Consider the following 17,372-nt stretch of genomic DNA (forward strand, 5'->3'; position numbering starts at 1 on the left):
GGTGCGCGGGCGGCGGGCCGTCGCCGGGCAGGTTCGCCTCCGGCAGGCCCCGGTCGGGCAGCGCCCTGGCCCGTGCCACCGCGCGCAGCCACGCCGACTGGTGCCGGCGGGCGCCCCGGCCGCGCATGGTGGGCAGCGCCTGCAGCTCCGCGGGGGTCTTCGGCGCCTTCAGCGCCAGCTCGACGATCGAGGCGTCCTGCAGGACCCGGCCGGGGGACAGGTCCCGCTCCTGGGCGATCTTGTCGCGGGCCTCCCATACCTCGCGGACGGTCGCGAGGGCACGCCGGTTGCGGACGCGGTGGATGCCGGACGTGCGGCGCCACGGATCGGCGCGCGGCGGTTTCGGCGGCGTGGTGAGGATCGCCGAGAACTCCTCCAGCGCCCACTCCAGCTTGCCCGCGACGACCAGCTCCTCCTGGAGGGCGTCGCGCAGCTCCACCAGGAGCTCCACGTCCAGCGCCGCGTAGCGCAGCCAGTCCTCGGGGAGGGGGCGGGTGGACCAGTCGGCCGCCGAGTGCCCCTTCTCCAGCAGGAAGCCCAGCACGTTCTCGACCATGGAGCCGAGGCCGACGCGCGGGTGGCCGAGCAGCCGCCCGGCCAGCTCGGTGTCGAACAGCCGGCGGGGGACCAGCCCGACCTCGGCCAGGCAGGGCAGGTCCTGGTTGGCGGCGTGCAGCACCATCTCGGCGTCGGCGAGGACGGCGTCCAGCCCCGACAGGTCGGGGCAGGTGACCGGGTCGATCAGCGCCGTCCCGGCGCCCGCGCGGCGCAGCTGGATCAGGTAGGCGCGCTGCCCGTACCGGTAGCCGGAGGCCCGTTCGGCGTCGACCGCGACCGGGCCGGTGCCGGCGGCGAACGCGGCGATGACACGTTCCAGTCCGGCGGCGTCGGTGACGACGTCGGGCACGCCCTCACGCGGCTCCAGCAGCGGGACGGCCGGGGGAGCCGCCTCCGCGCCCGGCGCGATCTCTCCCGGCGCGGTCTCCTCCAGCGTGGTCTCCTCCGGCACGGTCCCGGGCTCGGCCTGACCGGGTGCGGACACGGACACGCCGGACACGGCCGTACCGGACGCCTGTGCTCCCGGGGGACGGCCCGCTGGTCGCCGCCCCACCGGCCTCGTCGCGGCCGTCTTCTCCGCGCCGGCGTCCCCTTCGGGGCCGGTGGCGCGCGTTTCGGACACTCCCACTGTTTCCGTGTTCTCCCCCGCCGCCTCGGTTCCGGACGCTGTGCTTCCCACGCCCCCTACCGTACGTCGCTCAGGCGCCCGTGCCGCCGGGGCGGTCGGGCAACTCGGCGACGCCGGTGGGCGGCAGGCCCGCGGTCGTGCACATCACCTCGCACCAGGCGGCCACGTGACCGGCGAGGTCGTCGCCGGTCGGGGACCAGGAGGCGCGCAGTTCCAGCTCGGTCGTGGACGGCTCGTCGCTCTTGTCGCCGAAGCTCTCGGAGACCGCGCGAGTGATCGTCCCGGACTCGCCCGCGTAGCCCGCGGGCTCCAGCGCCTCCAGCAGCCAGCTCCAGGCCACGGGGCCGGCCAGCTCGTCGGCGGCGATGTCGGGTTCGAGGTCGGCGCGGATGTAGGCCACGATCCGGAAGCCGTTCGTCCAGCCGCCGCGGCCCTCGGGGTCGTACAGGACGATCAGCCGTCCCATGGCGACCTCGGTGTCGTCGTCGCGGTAGACGCTGCCGGACAGGGCGGCCGCGTAGGGGGCCAGGCTCTGCGGGGCGGGCATGTCCTCGAGGTCGAGTTCCGGCCGGACGCCGGGGCCGTCGAGGATCGCGCGCAGGGTGTCCAGGGCCCGCTGGAAGGCAGGTGGGTTCATGGGAGGACCGGCCTGGGGGCGGGGATGGGACTCGGGTCGATGCTGCCGGGACGGGGTGCCGCCGTGCGCGACGGCGGGGGGAATCGGAGGGGAAACAGGCACAGCACAGATGGTTTCGTTTCGGGGGCCGGGCCGGTCAGGCGACGGCCCGCACGGAGGCGGCCGGGCCGGTCGTGCCGCGGCCGGTCGCGTTGACGTTGGCGTCATCGGACGCGCGGGTGCCGGAGGGAGCGCCGGACGGGGCGGCGCGCGGGGGCTCCGCCGGGGACGGCGCCGGGGTCGGGCCGACCAGGACGGCCGTTCCGCACTCGGCACAGGCCCGTTCCGGACATTCCTCTCCGTGTCCGTCGAGGCACGGAGGCTGCTCGAACATACGTTCATCACCGCAGGTGGAGCAGTACAAGGGGGAACCTCCCTCGGCTATGACACGGATCACGTTCGCATGAGCCGGTGACAGAATGCGGGACTTCGCTCGGCGTGTCCGGAACTTCGTGTGCGTGCGAGGCGTTCCCTCCCGCGCCCCGGTGCGCCCGCGCCGGGGATCCGTGGGAGCATCGCACCGTGGTTGCTGACCCCGTTCGTTCTGATGACGCCGCCGGCCCGCACGACGCCGGGACCGGCGCCTCCGGTGGCCCGGCGGGCGCGCCCGGCCCCGGCGCGAGCCCCTTCCTGCTGGCGTGCCGCCGCAGGCCCGTACCGCACACGCCGGTGTGGTTCATGCGCCAGGCGGGCCGGTCGCTGCCCGAGTACCTGAGGCTGCGCGAGGGCGTCCCGATGCTGGAGTCCTGCACCCGCCCCGACATGATCGTCGAGATCACGCTGCAGCCCGTCCGGCGGTACGCGGTGGACGCGGCGATCTTCTTCAGCGACATCATGGTGCCGCTCAAGGCCATCGGCGTCGACCTCGACATCAAGCCCGGCGTCGGCCCGGTGATCGCCCAGCCGATCCGGGACGCGGCCGGGCTGGGGGCGCTGCGCCCGCTCGACCCGGACGACGTCCCCTACGTCACCGAGGCCGTGGGCGCGCTGGCCGCCGAGCTCGGCCCCGCCACCCCGCTGATCGGCTTCGCGGGAGGGCCGTTCACGCTGGCCTCCTACCTGATCGAGGGCGGGCCGTCCAAGAACCACGACCGCACCAAGGCCATGATGTACGGCGAGCCGGAGCTGTGGGCCGCCCTGATGGGCCGGCTCGCCGACCTGACGATCGCGTTCCTGAAGGTGCAGGTCGCGGCCGGGGCGAGCGCGGTGCAGGTCTTCGACTCCTGGGTCGGCGCGGTGGCGCCGCAGGACTACCGCGAGTCGGTGCTGCCGCACACGAGCCGGATCTTCGCCGAGGTCGAGGCGCTCGGCGTGCCCCGCATCCACTTCGGCGTCGGGACGGGCGAGCTGCTCGGCCTCATGGGCGAGGCCGGCGCGGACGTGGTCGGTGTCGACTGGCGCGTCCCGCTGGACGAGGCCGTCCGGCGCGTCGAGCCGGGCAAGGCCCTTCAGGGCAACCTCGACCCGGCCCTCCTGTTCGCTCCCTGGGAGACGGTGGAGGCGCGGGCCCGGGACGTGCTGGCCCGCGGGCGCACCGCCGAGGGGCACATCTTCAACCTGGGCCACGGCGTGCTGCCGTCCACGAATCCGGATGTGCTGGCCCGCCTCGCGGATCTTGTCCACGAGGCGAGCGCCGAGACCTCCGCGTAGGAGGTCCTCCAGAGGGACCCGTCTGGGAGGCGCCGGACGGGGCGACCCGCGAGGGCGCCACCCGGTGCGGAGCATCCGGAACCATCTGGAAGGCTGGAGGCATGACCACGTCCCCCGTCGTGTCCCATGCCGTCGTCGTCGGGGCCGGCATCGCGGGCCTGGCCGCCGCGCGCGCGCTGGCCCGCGGCGGCGTGCGGGTCACCGTGCTGGAGGGCTCGCCGCAGGTGGGCGGCAAGCTGCGGGTCGGTGAGATCGCCGGGCTCCCCGTCGACGAGGGCGCCGAGTCGATGCTCGCCCGCCGCCCCGAGGGCCTGGACCTCGTCCGCGATCTCGGCCGGTCCGGCGACCTCGTGAACCCCGGCACCACGTCCTCGGCCATCCTCAGCCGCGGCGCGCTGCGCCGCATCCCCTCCGGCCAGGTCATGGGCGTCCCGTCCGACCTGCGCGCGCTGGCCTCCTCGCAGGTGCTGTCCCCGGCCGGGCTGGCCCGCGTCCCGCTCGACCTGGTGCTGCCCGGGACGCCGCGCGACGCCGACGTGTCGGTCGCCGCCTTCATCGGCGCCCGCCTCGGCCGGGAGGTCGTCGACCGGCTCGTCGAGCCGCTGCTCGGCGGCGTGTACGCCGGGCGCGCCGACGAGCTGTCGTTCGAGTCGACGCTGCCCGGCGTCGCCACCGCCGCGCGCGGCCACCGGTCGCTGATCACCGCGGTGCAGGGCGTCCGGCGGGCGGCGCCCGCGAACCCGGGGCCGGTGTTCGCGACGCTTCCGGGCGGCCTCGGAACGCTCCCGCACCTGCTGGCCGCGGACCTCGACGCCGCGGGCGCGTCCGTCCGCACCGGCACGACGGTCCGCGAGCTGCGGCGCCGCGCGGACGGCTGGCGGCTCACCCTCGGCCCAGCCCGCGCCCCCGAGTACCTGGACGCCGACGCCGTGCTGGTCGCGGTGCCCGCCGCGCCCGCGTCCCGGCTGCTGGGCTTCGAGGTGCCCGCCGCCGCCCGCGAGCTGGCCGGGATCGAGTACGCGAGCATGGCCATCGTCACGCTCGTGTTCCCCGCCGCCGCGTTCCCCCGGTTCCCCAAGGGCAGCGGCTATCTCGTCCCCACCGTGGAGAACGAGGCCAGGGGAAGCGACGTGAAGGCCGTGACGTTCAGTTCCGTCAAGTGGCCCCACCTGCGCGAGCGCGACCCCGCGCTGATCGCCGTGCGGGCCTCCATCGGCCGGTTCGGCGAGGAGCGGACCCTCCAGCGCACCGACGAGGAACTCGTCGCCGCCGCGCGGGCGGAGCTGGCCGGGACCTGCGGCGTCACCGGGGCGCCCGCAGCGACGCGCGTGTCGCGCTGGGGCGGCGGCCTGCCGCAGTACACCGTGGGGCACGCCGGCCGGGTGGCCCGGATCCACGCCGCCGTCGCCCGCCAGCCGGGGCTGGCCGTCGCGGGCGCGGCCTATGAGGGAGTGGGCGTCCCCGCCTGCGTCGCGTCCGCGCACGCGGCGGCCGCCCGGGTGCTGGACCACTTGCGCAGCCCAGAACACGCGCGCGCACGAGAAGGAGCGAACCATGTCAGCGACGGAACCGGCGGCCAAGCCGAAGGCCCGCGAACTCAATGAACGCATCCGCTACACCATGTGGTCGGTCTTCCGTGTGAAGGACCCGGGCACGGTGGGCGAGCAGCACGCCGCCGAGGTCCAGGACCTTCTCGACCAGGTGGCCGAGAAGGACGTCACCACCCGCGGCGCCTACGACGTGGCGGGGCTGCGCGCCGACGCCGACTACATGTTCTGGTGGCACGCGCCCACCGCCGAGGACCTCCAGGAGGTCTACACACGGTTCCGCCGGACGGCCGTGGGCCGCGCCAGCGAGCCGGTGTGGTCCCAGATGGCACTGCACCGCCCGGCTGAGTTCAACAAGAGCCACATCCCCGCCTTCCTGGCGGAGGAGGAGGCGCGGGCGTTCGTCTGCGTCTACCCCTTCGTGCGCTCCTACGAGTGGTACCTGCTCCCCGACGAGGAGCGCCGCGCGATGCTCGCCGAGCACGGGAAGATGGCGCGCGGCTACCCCGACGTCCGCGCCAACACCGTCTCCTCGTTCGCGCTCGGCGACTACGAGTGGATGCTGGCGTTCGAGGCCGACGAGCTGCACCGCATCGTCGACCTGATGCGGCACCTGCGCGGCGCGCGGGCACGGCTGCACACCCGCGAGGAGGTGCCGTTCTACACGGGCCGCCGCAAGCCCGTCGCGGAGCTCGTCGCCAACCTGCCCTAAGGGACTGCAAACTCCCAGTAAAGTGCGCCCCGTGACCAAGACTCCCGCCCCCACCCCCCGCGGCAGGCACGCCAGGCCGCCGTCCACAGTGTCGGTCCGGTGGAGACGGATCGCCACACGGTCACTGGGCGGGCGCCGGCGCCGCGCGGTCCTCACCGGCGCGGCGGCGGCCTCGGCGGCGCTGGTCGCGGCGGGAGCCGTGCTGGGCCTGCCGGGCGGCGGCGGCCCCGAGGAGACGCCGCGCGCCGCGGTCGCCGCCCACACCGGACGTCCCGTCCCGTCCCGGACCGCGGCGGTGACCGCGACCGAGGACCCGGACGAGGTCCCCGAGGCGCTGCCCTACCTCCAGTCGAAGGACCCCGGCAAGAAGGTCGTCGGTCACGTGAAGGAGGTCCGGCGCAGCGGGGAGTTCATCCGGATCTACACCGACCTCGGCGAGGACGACGAGAACTCCGCGCCCGCCGTCTCGCTGTGCGAGTGGGCCACGCAGTTCCTCAAGGACGGCGGCGACGAAGAGCCGCGCGTGTTCGTCCACGGCAGCAGCAGCGACAACGGGAGCGTCATCCTGGCGAACAAGCAGGACGACAAGGACGACTGCGAGGTCCCCGAGACCCCGTAGGGCCAGGGAGCGCCGGCCGGCCCTCCCTGGCGGGGAGCGTCAGGACGCGGGCTCCAGCGTGAGGCTGACGCTGTTGATGCAGTACCGGTCATCGGTCGGGGTGCCGTAGCCCTCGCCGTGGAACACGTGGCCGAGGTGGGAGTCGCACGCCGCGCACCGCACCTCCGTCCGTGCCATGCCGAGCGAGCGGTCCTCGATGAGGGTGACCGCGCTGGACTCCGACGGCTCGTAGAACGACGGCCAGCCGCAGTGGCTGTCGAACTTGGTCTCCGACCGGAACAGCTCGGTCCCGCAGGCGCGGCAGCGGTAGACGCCGACGGTCTTGGTGTCGGTGTACTCCCCGGTGAACGGCCGCTCGGTGCCCGCCTCACGGAGCACGCGGAACTCCTCGGGGCTCAGCTCCGCCCGCCACTCGTCCTCGCTCTTGCGGATCTTCTCCATGCTCCCGACGGTACCCGCCCGCGCCCCGGAACTGTCGGGACTGTGGGTTAACGTGCAGGGTATGGCCTCGCCCTTCATCGAGATCCCGGTCGGGGATCGGCTCGTCAAGGTGACCAACCCCGACAAGATCTACTTTCCCCGGCCCGGCTACACCAAGCGGCAACTGGTGGAGTACTACATCGCCGTGGGGGAGGGGATCCTGCGCGCGACCCGCGACCGGCCCACCACGCTGGAGCGCTGGCCGGGCGGGGTCTTCGAGGGCGCCAAGATGGCGACCCGGGAGGACTACGCCCGCGGCCAGGCGGGCATGGGGGCGGGCAAGTCCGACGCCTTCTACCAGAAGCGGGCCCCCAAGGGCGCCCCCGACTGGGTGCGGACGTCCCGGATCGAGTTCCCGAGCGGCCGCTCGGCCGACGAGGTCTGCCCGTCCGAGGTCGCGGTCATCGCCTGGGCCGCCAACCTCGGCACGTTCACCTTCCACCCCTGGCCCGTCCGCGACGGCGACGTGGATCATCCGGACGAGCTGCGCATCGACCTCGACCCGCAGCCCGGCACCGACTTCTCCGACGCCGTCCGCGTCGCCCTCGGCCCGGCCCGCGACCTGCTCGGCGAGCTCGGCCTCACCGGCTTCGTGAAGACCTCCGGCAAGGGCGGCGTGCACATCTACGTCCGGATCGAGCCGCGCTGGACGTTCACCGAGGTCAGGCGCGCGGCTCTGGCGTTCGGCCGCGAGGTGGAACGCCGCGTCCCGGACGAGGTCACGACCCGCTGGTGGAAGGAGGAGCGCGGCGAGCAGGTCTTCATCGACTTCAACCAGAACGCCCGTGACCGCACGATCGCGTCCGCCTACAGCGTCCGCCCGGTTCCGCACGCCGCCGTCTCGGCCCCGCTGACCTGGGACGAGCTGGCCGACGCCGACCCGCACGACTTCACCATCGCGACCATGCCCGAGCGCTTCGCCAAGCTCGGCGATCTGCACGCCGCCATCGACGACCGGGCGTTCTCCCTCGACGGCCTGCTGGAGCTGGCCGACCGCGACGAGCGCGACCACGGCCTGGGCGACATGCCCTACCCGCCCAACTACCCGAAGATGCCCGGCGAGCCCAAGCGCGTCCAGCCCAGCAAGGACACCGACACCCCCTCCTGACCGGCCCCGCCGGCCGCCGTGACCGTCGCTGATCACCGTTCGCGCATGACGGCCGGAGCCGTCCCATGCCGGGCCTCAGGCGTCTCTAGGCGGGTTCCTCAGTCTGACCTAGAGCCGGGTTCGGTGAGTGAGCTTTCATGTGCGAGGTGTGACCACATGGTGACATGCCCGGGGAACGGGACCGCCGCCTCCCCGGGGCGGGGAGGCGGCGGTTTCTTCGGGGTGGGTCAGTAGAGGTTGCGCTCCTGACGGGGCAGGGTCACCTGGACCGGGCCGCGCCAGGGGGTCTTCGCCTGCGGGGCGAGGAGGGTGGCGGCGTCGTCGCCGGCGGCGACGACGGGGAAGCGGATGGAGCTGGCCGACAGGTCGACCGTCACCTGGGCGTTCGTGGGCGTCTCGGTGTTGTAGCTGGCGTCCGTGCCGGCGATGACCAGCCCGAGGCGGTGGCCCTTCTTCAGCAGGTACTCCTGGCTGAGGGTCTGCCAGCGGACGCTGTAGTACTTGCCCGGGGTCAGAGGCGACGGGTCGCTGAGCGAGGCGCGGTTCTGGGCGTCCAGCCAGCCGCGGGCGACGACGTTGACCGGGGAGGTCTTGACCCTGGTCTTGGTCTGCTTGTAGCAGCCGTCGTCGGCCGGGGTGCTCTCACCGTGGCAGTCCTCGGTGGTGAGCGTCTGGATGCCCGAGCCCGGGCCGAGGTAGTCGACGCGCGTGTCGTCGCCGTAGTCGACCAGCAGCGCCGTCAGGTTGGCGGTGGGCTTGTCGAGCTTGACCGTGAGGCGCGCGTCGGGGGTGCCGGACAGGCGGCCGGTCCTCGGCAGCGGGCCGGAGACGTAGGCGAGCCGGAAGGGCTTGCCGGTGGTCGGGTCGGCGACCATCTCGCCCTCGGCGACGCCGTAGCCGCCGGCGCCGGGCGCGTCGGTGAACGTCGCCTCCGAGCCCTTGGGGGCGCGCTGGAGGCCGAGCGAGCCGTCCGCGCCGGGACGCAGGGTGAGCGTCTCGGCGTCGGGGGACGGCCAGTCCGACTGGGTGACCCACTGGTCAGGGCCGACCTCGATGTCCGCGCGGGGCTGCTCGAGGACATCGTTGTCGATCTTCTGCAGTTCGTGGTCGAACCACTGGTGCAGGGTCGACACCCAGTCGTCGCGGCGGATGTCGAACGGGTCGACGTGGCCGCGCTGGGACAGCCAGACCTTGCGGCGGACGCCGCGCTGGGCGAGAGCGTTCCACCACTCGGCGAAGTGGTCGTCCTTGACGTTCAGGTCGTTGACGCCGTGGTAGGCGAAGATGCTGGCCCGGACGGCGCCGACGCGGCCGATGGTGCCGTGCCGGTAGTCGGCGGCCTTCCAGTAGGCGTTGTAGTTGCCGGTGTCGTCGTCCTCGCCCTTGTCGAGGTCGGCGTTCACCGCGGCGCACTTGGCGGGCGGGTCGGTGTCGACGGTGTCGGCCAGGCCCGGCTGCTCGTCGGTCCAGTACTTCACGCCGTTCATCCGGCTGTAGCCGTACCAGCTGCTGATCGCCGAGATCGGGACGATCGTCTCCAGGCCCTGGACGCCGGTCGAGGCGACGCCGTTGGCCAGGGTGCCGTCGTAGGACTTGCCGATCATGCCGGTGCGGCCGGTCGTCCAGGTCGCCTTCGCCGGGCTGCCGTCCGCCCGGTAGGCCCTGGCCCGGCCGTTCAGCCAGTCGACGACGGCCTTGCCGCCGAGCACGTCGGACGGGCCGCCGCTGACCGGGCAGCCGTCCGAACGCGTCGTGCCGACCATGTCGACGGCGAGGTAGGCGTAGCCGCGCGGGACGAAGTAGTTGTCGTAGAACAGCGGGAACTTCAGGGGGTTCCCGTCGGCGTCGTAGGTCTTGCGCTCGGCCTCGTTGCCGCGGCCGACGTTGTCGTAGTACGGGCTCTCATCCATGATCACCGGGACCTTGAGACCGTTCTCGGTCTCCTTGGGCCGGATGATGTCCACGTTGACCCTGTCGAGCTTGCCGTCGCGGTCGCTGTCCACGCCGGACTCGACGTAGACGTGCTCGCGGATCGCGTCCTTGTAGGAGAAGACCGGCTGGGTCACGCCGTCCTTCACCACGATCTTGGGGGCGGTCTCGGCGAGGGCGGCGACGCCGCCCGCGGCGGCGAGCGCCGTGCCGGTGAGGACCGCGACGGTCATCGTCCGCCGGGTCCGTCTCAGGGTTCTCCTGGGCAACCCGCACCTCCGGGAACTGGAAAAACGATCTACATCCGGGCCAGCGTCCCGGGCCGGGCGGCTCGTGGTAAAGGGCGGCGCTCTACGATCTCGGGCCGCTTTTGGTCAGATCATGCCCTTGCGTTTCCCCGCTCGTCAGGCGGTGTTCCGCGCGCGGTTCACCGCGGACAGCACGGCGCGGACCGACGCCGCGAGCACCGAGGTGTCGCGGCCCGCGCCCCAGCGGGTGACGCCGTCGACGCGGCACTCGGCGTAGGCGACGGCGGGCGAGCCCCGTCCCTCCTCGGTCGAGTGCTCGGCGTAGCGCAGCACGTCCACCTTGATCCCGGCGGCCTCCAGCGCGGCGGTGAGGGCGTCGAGGGGCCCGTTGCCGGTACCGGTGTGCTCCTTCTCGTGGCCGTCGACGCGCAGGACGCCGGTGAAGTCGTGCCGTCCGGGCCCGGTGTGGGCCGTCCGCCATCCGGTCAGCGCGACCGGCCCGTCCGCGGCGTCCAGGTACTCGGCGGTGAACAGCCCCCACAGCTGCTCGGCGGTGACCTCCTCGCCGCTGCCGTCGGTGGCCCGCTGGACGACCTGGGAGAACTCGATCTGCAGGCGGCGCGGCAGGTCCAGGCCGTGGCCGGTGCGCAGCAGGTAGGCGACGCCGCCCTTGCCGGACTGGCTGTTGACGCGGATGACCGCCTCGTAGCCGCGTCCCACGTCGGCGGGGTCGATCGGCAGGTAGGGGACGTCCCAGGGCGCGCGCTCCGGCGGGACGCCCAGCTCGGCGGCGCGCCGCGCGTGGTGCGCCAGGCCCTTGGCGATGGCGTCCTGGTGCGTCCCGGAGAAGGCCGTGTAGACCAGGTCGCCGCCGTAGGGGTGGCGCTCGTGGACGGGCAGCCGGTTGCAGTGCTCGACGGTGCGCCGGATCTCGTCGATGTCGGACAGGTCGAGCATCGGGTCGACGCCCTGGGAGTGCAGGTTCAGCGCGAGGGCCACCAGGTCGACGTTGCCGGTGCGCTCGCCGTTGCCGAACAGGCAGCCCTCGACCCGCTGCGCGCCGGCGAGCAGCGCCAGCTCGGCGCACGCCACGCCGGTGCCGCGGTCGTTGTGCGGGTGGACCGACAGGATCACCGCGTCGCGCCGGGCCAGGTTGCGGTGCATGTACTCGATCTGGTCGGCGTAGACGTTCGGCGTCGCGATCTCGACGGTGGCGGGCAGGTTGAGGACGACGGGACGCTCCGGTGAGGCGTCCCACAGCGCGGTGACGGCGTCGCACACCTCCAGCGCGAAGTCGGGTTCGGTGAGGTTGAACGTCTCCGGGGAGAACTCGAACCGCACGCCGGGACGTCCCTCCGCGAGCCGGGCCACGTGCGCGGCGCCGTCAAGGATCAGCTCGCGGACGCCCGCGCGGTCCCGCCGGAGCACGACGTCGCGCCAGGCCGGTCCGGTCGCGGTGTAGAGGTGGACGACCGCGGCGGGCAGGCCCTCGATGGAGGCGAAGGTGCGCTCGATCAGCTCCCGGCGGGCGGGGGTGAACACGACCGGGGTGACGTCGGCGGGCACCGTCCCGGGCACGGCCAGCTGCCGGACGAAGTCGAAGTCGGTCTGGCTCGCCGACGGGTAGCCGACCTCGATCTCCTTGAAGCCCACCGTCGTGAGCAGGTCGAACAGGCGGCGCTTGCGGGCCGGGTCCATCGGCTCGGCGAGCGCCTGGTTGCCGTCGCGCAGGTCGACCGGGACCCACAGCGGAGCCCGCTCGATCCGCGCGGACGGCCACGTCCGCTCGATCGCAGGGACGGGGGAGGGGACGCGGTCGTGCGCGGAGCGGTACCGGTGCGACGGCATCGCGCCGCCGCGCTGGGGGTTCCAGGCGGGCGCGTCCGCGGGCCGGGGACCGGACGGGGCGCGCAGGGTGGGGAAGTTCGTGCGGGCGGGCTCGTGGCTCACGGCTGTCCTTCGGGTCGCCGGTGGACGACCGGCGGCACCGGACCCCGCGGCGGGGCGCCGGTCGGATCAGACCCCGCCGCGGCGGCCGAGAAGCGGAAGGCGCCACGTCATGGCCGCCACCCTAACCACAACTCAGCTCCTCAGACAAGCTGAGGAACGGCGGACCTGGGCGGAGCGCTAGCCTTGGCGGCGTCCGCCGGGCCGTCCCGGCCGGTCTCCGAGGAAGGACGCACCCGCATGGCGCTCGGCCCGCTCCGCCCCAGCCCGCTCGTCGAGCAGGCCGCCGAACGGCTCCGCGCGCAGATCGCCGACGGGTCCTGGCCGATCGGCACCCGGCTGCCCGGCGAGACGACGCTCGCCCGGGACCTCGGCGTCGGCCGCTCCACCGTCCGCGAGGCCCTGCGGGCGCTGGCGGGCGCCGGGCTCGTGCGGGCGCGGCAGGGCGCGGGCGTCTTCGTGATCGCCACGGAGCCGGACGAGGACTGGCGGGCCAGGCTCGGCCGCGCCTCCGTTGCCGACGTCTACGAGATCCGCGTGATGGTGGAGGTGCGCGCGGCGGAACTGGCCGCCGAGCGCCGTACCGGCGCCGACCTCACGGCGCTCGACCGCGCGCTGGCCGCCCGTGACCGCGCCGCCGCGGGGCCCGCGACCGAGGCGTTCATCGACGCCGACATCGCGCTGCACGCCGCGGTCGTCGCGGCGGCGCACAACCCCGTCCTCGTCGACCTGTTCGCCGCTTTCGTCCCCGTCCTGCGGGAGGGCCTGCTCGACCTCGCCCGGCTGGTGGACGTGCGGCGCGCCGACGCCGACCACGGCCGGGCCGCGCACGCCGGGCTGGTGGCGGCCGTCCGCGACCGGGATCCGGCCGCGGCCCGCGACGTGATCGCCACCGAGCTCCGGCAGACCCTGGCCCACCTGCAACGACGCTGATCACGGCCCCGCCGGGGAGGGCCGTCGAATCCGGCCCGCCGTCCGCGGTCCCGGGCCCCGCCCCGGCCATCCGGGAATCGGACTCTGGGCTCATGCGCGCCTCCCGGCCCGTCCCTTGCCCGGAGATCGGCAGGGCGCGGCCCGGGCGAGCCCCGCGGGCGGACCCGGGGATTCGCGGCCGGGGCGGGCGCCCGCCGGTGCGGCCCGGGGGCGCGTCCGGCGGGGCGGTTCGCGCCGGCCCGGCGGCTCGCGGGCGTCGCGGCCGCCCGCACCGGGGGAGACGAGACATCCCCTCGCCATTGCGCCCCGGGCCTGCATTCCCTACTATTCCGGTTTGTTTAATAAAAAAATCCGGGAAGCGGGGTCGCGGGAATGGCCGATCAGGTGCGCGAGGGGGACGGGACGTCCGGTCGCCCCGATGGGCACGACGTCCCCCGGGGAGTGAGCCGGCGCGGGGCCGCCGCTGCGATGGGCGCCGTGGCCGCGGCCACGGCGGCGGGATCCGTGCTGAGCGGCACCGCCGAGGCGGCGGCCGGCGAGCGGCCGTTCCGGGCCGACCCGCGCTCCGGCGGCGCCGCCCGCCCGAACGTGCTGATCATCCTCGGCGACGACCTCGGCTGGGCCGACCTCGGCTGCTACGGCGCGCCCGAGATCCGCACGCCGAACCTGGACCGGCTCGCCCGGCAGGGCGTCCGCTTCACCGACGCCTACTCGGCCGCCGCGGTCTGCTCGCCCACCCGCTTCGGGCTCTACACCGGCCGCTACCCCGGGCGGCTGCGCGGTGGGCTGGAGGAGCCGATCGCCCGGCCGGACGAGCTGCACGGCATCCCCCCGGGCCATCCGACGCTCGCGTCGCTGCTGAAGGGCGCCGGCTACGCCACCGCGATGTTCGGCAAGTGGCACTGCGGCTTCCTGCCCTGGTACAGCCCGCTGAAGTCCGGCTGGGACACCTTCTTCGGCAACCTGTCCGGCGCCGTCGACTACTACTCGAAGATCACTGCCGAGGGCCGCGACCTCTACGAGGGCGAGACGCCGGTCGAGTCGCTCGGCTACTACACCGACACCCTCGCCGACCGCGCCGCCGAGTTCGTCCGGGCCCGGCACGACCGGCCCTGGCTGCTCAACCTCAACTTCACCGCCCCGCACTGGCCCTGGGAGGCGCCCGGCGACCACGCCGTCAGCGAGGAGATCACGGCCCGGGTCAAGGCGGGCGACGCCCAGGCCCTCTGGCACCGCGACGGCGGCTCGCTCGCCACCTACCGGCGCATGGTCGAGGCGATGGACGCGGGCGTCGGCCGCGTCCTGCGCGCGCTGCGCGACTCCGGCCGGGAACAGGACACGATCGTGCTGTTCTCCAGCGACAACGGCGGCGAGCGGTGGTCCTACCTGTGGCCGCTCAGCGGCGGCAAGGCCGGGCTGAACGAGGGCGGGATCCGGGTGCCCAACATCCTGCGCTGGCCCGCCCGGATCCGGCCCCGCCAGGTCAGCTCCGTGCCCGTGATCACCCAGGACTGGACCGCGACGATCCTGGAGGCCGCCGGCGTCCGGCCCGCCGCCTCCCACCCGCTGGACGGCCGCAGCCTCGCCCCCTACCTGCTGCGCGGCGCCGCGGCCCCCGAGCACGACCTGTTCTGGCGGACCCGCACGTCGCGGGCGCTGCGCCGCGGCCGGTGGAAGTACCTGCGGGTCCCGGCCGCCGCCGGCGGCACGGGCGCCGACGCGCTCTACGACCTGTCCGCCGACCCCCGCGAGCAGGCCGACCTCGCGCGCCGCCGTCCCGAGGTGGTCCGGGCCCTGGCGGCGCGCTGGGCCGAGATCGACCGGGACCTGCTGCCCTACTCCTGACGCGCCCTACCCCCGCTCCAGGCGCGCCAGGACCCCGGGAAGGTCGCCGTCGTGGACGACCGTCAGCCGCCGGGTGGCGCGGGTCAGCGCGACGTACAGGTCCTGGCCGCCCTTCGGCGACTCGGCGAGGATGCCCGCCGGGTCCACCACGACGACCGCGTCGAACTCCAGCCCCTTGGCCTCCGCGGCGGTCAGCACGACCGCCGCGGAGTCGAGGGCCTCCGGGGTGGCGCCCGCCGCCGCGTCCGGGAGCACCGCGCGGACGCGCGCGTGCCGGGCCGCCGAGGAGATCACCGCCAGCCGGCCCTCGACCGGGCCGCCCGCGCCGACGACGTCCGCGCCGCCGTCCCGCGTGATCACCGCGAGCTCGTCGCGGACCAGCGCGGGCAACTCGTCCACCGGCAGCGCGACCGCGCGGGGCGGGTCGCCGTCGTCGCGGACGGGCACCGGCGGGACCTCGCCGGGCGCGACCGCCGCCAGCACGTCCTCGGCCACCTTCATGATCGCGGCGGGGGTGCGGTAGTTGACCAGCAGCCGCTGCTCGCGCCACCGGCCCGGCACGTACCGGTCGAGCATCCGGCCCCAGGACGTCGCGCCCGCCGCGCTGCCGGTCTGCGCGATGTCGCCGACGACCGTGAGCGAGCGGGTCGGGACGCGCCGCATCACCACCCGCCAGGCCATCTCCGACAGCTCCTGCGCCTCGTCCACGATGACGTGCCCGTAGGCCCACTCCCGGTCGGCGGCGGCGCGCTGCGCGGTGGTCAGGGCCGGGCCCTCCTCGTGGTGCCGGTCGGCGAGCACCGCCGCGTCGACGGTCTCGGCGCCCGTCGACGCGATCACCTCGCGCGCGTACAGCTCATCGTCCGCGCGCCGCCGCGCCTCGGCGCGGCGGCGGGCCCGCTCCGCCGAGTCGTCGGTGCCGAGGAGCTCGGCGGCCTCGTCCAGCAGCGGGACGTCCGGCACCGTCCAGGGGGAGCCCGCGGGACGGCGCAGGAGCGCGTGACCGGCCAGTCCCGCCTCCCCGGCGGCGCGGGCCAGCGCGGCGGGGTCGGCGAACAGCTCCGACAGCAGCGTCTCGGGCGTGAGCTCCGGCCACAGCGCGTCGACGGCCGCGCGGACGGCCGGCTCATGCCACAGCGCCTCCTTGGCGAGCCTCAGGTCGGCCTCGTCCAGCAGCGGCTCGTCCTCCGCCTCGTCGATCAGCTCCTGCAGCCACTCGGGCATCTGACCGGACTTCGCGATCTCCTCCAGCGGCTCGTCCATGATCTGCTCGTACTGCTCGGCCCGGTTCACGGCCAGCGCCTCCAGCAGATCGTGGACGAACCGCCGCCGCTGGATGTTGTGCGGCGCGCGCAGCGCGCGGGCCCGGTCGCGGGCGAGCGCGCACGCCGCCGCCTCCACCCGCAGCGTCAGCCCCTCCGACTCGACCTCCAGGCCGTCCGCCGGGACGCGCTGCCGCTCCCGGACGGCCGCCTCGACCAGCGCCGCCATCCGCAGGTCGCCCTTCACCACGGCGACCTCGGGGGAGTCGGCGGCGGTCACGCGCCGCCCCGGGTACAGCTCACCGACCGTGGCCAGCGCCACGTCGGTCTCGCCGAGGCCGGGCAGGACCTGCTCGATGTAGCGCAGGAACGTCGCGTTCGGCCCCACCACCAGCACGCCGCGGCGTTCCAGCACGTCGCGGTGGGTGTAGAGCAGGTACGCGGCCCGGTGCAGCGCGGCGACGGTCTTGCCCGTCCCCGGCCCGCCCTGGACGACGAGGACGCCCTGCAACCCGGCGCGGATGACCTGGTCCTGCTCCTCCTGGATGGTCGCCACGACGTCGCTCATCCGGCCCGTCCGGCCCCGGCGCAGCGTGGCGAGCAGCGCCGCCTCCCCGACGATGCCGCCGCGCTCCCGCTCGTCCAGCCCCTCCAGGTCGAACACCTCGTCGTCGAGCCGGACGACCTCCCGGCGCCGCAGGTGCAGATGGCGGCGGCGCGCCAGATCGCCCGGCGCGCCGGGCGTCGCGGTGTAGAACGGGCGCGCGGCGGTGGCCCGCCAGTCGATCAGCATGGGCTCGTGGTCCTCGTCGCGGAGCCCCACCCGCCCGATGTAGAAGGTGTCGCCGGGGCCGTCCGGGCCCGCCCGGTGGTCGATGCGCCCGAAGCACAGCCCCTGCTCGACACCGCCCAGCCGGGCCAGCCGCCGGGCGGCCTCGTCGGTGGCGACCGCGCTCTCCAGCCGGGCCTGGAAGGCGCCGCCGCCGCCCTGCGCCGGGCCCGCCCGCAGCGCCGCCTCGGCCTTGACCCGCTCGGCGTCGAGCCGCGCGTAGAGGCGGGACACGTACTCCTGCTCGGCGCGGACCGCGGCCCGGCGCGCCGCGTCCGGATTTTCCGGCCCCTCGGGCTTGACAGCATCGGCTTGACGGAGTCCCATGCCTCGGCTACACTCCTGTTCTAGGATGGAGTTTTGTGTGCGCAATTCGTAAGTCGCCAGCCTACCATCCATGA

General features: G+C 74.5%; 14 protein-coding genes. 7 read left to right on the forward strand and 7 right to left on the reverse strand.

What is annotated here, in order from left to right; translation table 11 throughout:
• The 3 genes from E1291_RS18530 to E1291_RS18540 all read right to left on the reverse strand — a co-directional run.
• The coding region (locus tag E1291_RS18530; protein ID WP_370771000.1) for a ribonuclease D at positions 1–991 on the reverse strand (991 nt) is incomplete at its 3' end.
• Between the two features lie 265 nt (positions 992–1,256).
• The gene (locus tag E1291_RS18535) at positions 1,257–1,823 is read right to left on the reverse strand and encodes a DUF3000 domain-containing protein (RefSeq protein ID WP_131739077.1); all 567 of its coding nucleotides are present in this window, start codon (positions 1,821–1,823) and stop codon (positions 1,257–1,259) included.
• 136 nt (positions 1,824–1,959) lie between these two features.
• Positions 1,960–2,196, reverse strand: a complete 237-nt coding sequence (locus tag E1291_RS18540) for a hypothetical protein (protein WP_165495179.1) — start codon at positions 2,194–2,196, stop codon at positions 1,960–1,962.
• A 299-nt stretch (positions 2,197–2,495) separates the two neighbouring features.
• On the opposite strand from E1291_RS18540, the gene hemE reads away from it, so the two are divergent.
• The 4 genes from hemE to E1291_RS18560 all read left to right on the forward strand — a co-directional run bounded on the left by hemE (position 2,496) and on the right by E1291_RS18560 (position 6,390).
• Positions 2,496–3,512 carry a uroporphyrinogen decarboxylase gene (hemE, locus tag E1291_RS18545; RefSeq protein ID WP_278045270.1) on the forward strand — a complete coding sequence of 339 codons (1,017 nt, stop codon included), beginning with the start codon at positions 2,496–2,498 and terminating at the stop codon, positions 3,510–3,512.
• A gap of 101 nt (positions 3,513–3,613) precedes the next feature.
• Positions 3,614–5,116 carry a protoporphyrinogen oxidase gene (gene hemG / locus E1291_RS18550; protein ID WP_131739080.1) on the forward strand — a complete coding sequence of 501 codons (1,503 nt, stop codon included), beginning with the start codon at positions 3,614–3,616 and terminating at the stop codon, positions 5,114–5,116.
• Positions 5,067–5,771, forward strand: a complete 705-nt coding sequence (gene hemQ, locus E1291_RS18555) for a hydrogen peroxide-dependent heme synthase (protein WP_131739081.1) — start codon at positions 5,067–5,069, stop codon at positions 5,769–5,771. Before hemG ends, hemQ begins: the two co-directional genes overlap by 50 nt.
• A 31-nt stretch (positions 5,772–5,802) precedes the next feature.
• The gene (locus tag E1291_RS18560) at positions 5,803–6,390 is read left to right on the forward strand and encodes a hypothetical protein (RefSeq protein ID WP_131739082.1); all 588 of its coding nucleotides are present in this window, start codon (positions 5,803–5,805) and stop codon (positions 6,388–6,390) included.
• 39 nt (positions 6,391–6,429) lie between these two features.
• On the opposite strand, the gene msrB is transcribed toward E1291_RS18560, so the two are convergent.
• Positions 6,430–6,831, reverse strand: coding sequence for a peptide-methionine (R)-S-oxide reductase MsrB (gene msrB / locus E1291_RS18565; RefSeq protein WP_131739083.1), 402 nt, complete (start codon positions 6,829–6,831; stop codon positions 6,430–6,432).
• Between the two features lie 61 nt (positions 6,832–6,892).
• On the opposite strand from msrB, the gene E1291_RS18570 reads away from it, so the two are divergent.
• Positions 6,893–7,978 (forward strand): DNA polymerase domain-containing protein, encoded by a 1,086-nt coding sequence (locus E1291_RS18570; RefSeq protein WP_131739084.1) that lies wholly within the window; start codon positions 6,893–6,895, stop codon positions 7,976–7,978.
• Between the two features lie 227 nt (positions 7,979–8,205).
• Here E1291_RS18570 and E1291_RS18575 read toward each other — a convergent pair whose 3' ends face one another.
• Both E1291_RS18575 and leuA read right to left on the reverse strand, forming a co-directional pair.
• Complete coding sequence (locus tag E1291_RS18575) at positions 8,206–10,140, reverse strand: Xaa-Pro dipeptidyl-peptidase (RefSeq protein WP_131739085.1); 1,935 nt, start codon at positions 10,138–10,140, stop codon at positions 8,206–8,208.
• Positions 10,141–10,311: 171 nt separating this feature from the next.
• Entirely contained in the window at positions 10,312–12,003 is a 1,692-nt protein-coding gene (leuA, locus tag E1291_RS18580; RefSeq protein WP_131739100.1) for a 2-isopropylmalate synthase, read from the reverse strand.
• Between the two features lie 339 nt (positions 12,004–12,342).
• On the opposite strand from leuA, the gene E1291_RS18585 reads away from it, so the two are divergent.
• Both E1291_RS18585 and E1291_RS18590 read left to right on the forward strand, forming a co-directional pair.
• Positions 12,343–13,035: a FadR/GntR family transcriptional regulator gene (locus E1291_RS18585; RefSeq protein WP_131739086.1), complete on the forward strand. Its 693-nt coding sequence runs from the start codon at positions 12,343–12,345 to the stop codon at positions 13,033–13,035.
• Between the two features lie 372 nt (positions 13,036–13,407).
• Entirely contained in the window at positions 13,408–14,880 is a 1,473-nt protein-coding gene (locus E1291_RS18590; protein ID WP_207400798.1) for a sulfatase-like hydrolase/transferase, read from the forward strand.
• 6 nt (positions 14,881–14,886) lie between these two features.
• Here E1291_RS18590 and E1291_RS18595 read toward each other — a convergent pair whose 3' ends face one another.
• Entirely contained in the window at positions 14,887–17,298 is a 2,412-nt protein-coding gene (locus E1291_RS18595; RefSeq protein ID WP_131739087.1) for a HelD family protein, read from the reverse strand.
• Between the last annotated feature and the right edge of the window lie 74 nt (positions 17,299–17,372).

The organism is Actinomadura roseirufa (assembly GCF_900659635.1).
In the GTDB taxonomy this organism is placed as follows: domain Bacteria; phylum Actinomycetota; class Actinomycetes; order Streptosporangiales; family Streptosporangiaceae; genus Spirillospora; species Spirillospora roseirufa.

What these genes read in the sequence shown, in the direction of transcription:
- E1291_RS18535 (WP_131739077.1), bottom strand. Translation starts at nt 1,823, where the DNA reads ATGAACCCACCTGCCTTCCAGCGGGCCCTGGACACCCTGCGCGCGATC.
- E1291_RS18540 (WP_165495179.1), bottom strand. Translation starts at nt 2,196, where the DNA reads ATGTTCGAGCAGCCTCCGTGCCTCGACGGACACGGAGAGGAATGTCCG.
- hemG (WP_131739080.1), top strand. Translation starts at nt 3,614, where the DNA reads ATGACCACGTCCCCCGTCGTGTCCCATGCCGTCGTCGTCGGGGCCGGC.
- hemQ (WP_131739081.1), top strand. Translation starts at nt 5,067, where the DNA reads ATGTCAGCGACGGAACCGGCGGCCAAGCCGAAGGCCCGCGAACTCAAT.
- msrB (WP_131739083.1), bottom strand. Translation starts at nt 6,831, where the DNA reads ATGGAGAAGATCCGCAAGAGCGAGGACGAGTGGCGGGCGGAGCTGAGC.
- E1291_RS18570 (WP_131739084.1), top strand. Translation starts at nt 6,893, where the DNA reads ATGGCCTCGCCCTTCATCGAGATCCCGGTCGGGGATCGGCTCGTCAAG.
- E1291_RS18575 (WP_131739085.1), bottom strand. Translation starts at nt 10,140, where the DNA reads ATGACCGTCGCGGTCCTCACCGGCACGGCGCTCGCCGCCGCGGGCGGC.
- leuA (WP_131739100.1), bottom strand. Translation starts at nt 12,003, where the DNA reads ATGCCGTCGCACCGGTACCGCTCCGCGCACGACCGCGTCCCCTCCCCC.
- E1291_RS18585 (WP_131739086.1), top strand. Translation starts at nt 12,343, where the DNA reads ATGGCGCTCGGCCCGCTCCGCCCCAGCCCGCTCGTCGAGCAGGCCGCC.
- E1291_RS18590 (WP_207400798.1), top strand. Translation starts at nt 13,408, where the DNA reads ATGGCCGATCAGGTGCGCGAGGGGGACGGGACGTCCGGTCGCCCCGAT.
- E1291_RS18595 (WP_131739087.1), bottom strand. Translation starts at nt 17,298, where the DNA reads ATGGGACTCCGTCAAGCCGATGCTGTCAAGCCCGAGGGGCCGGAAAAT.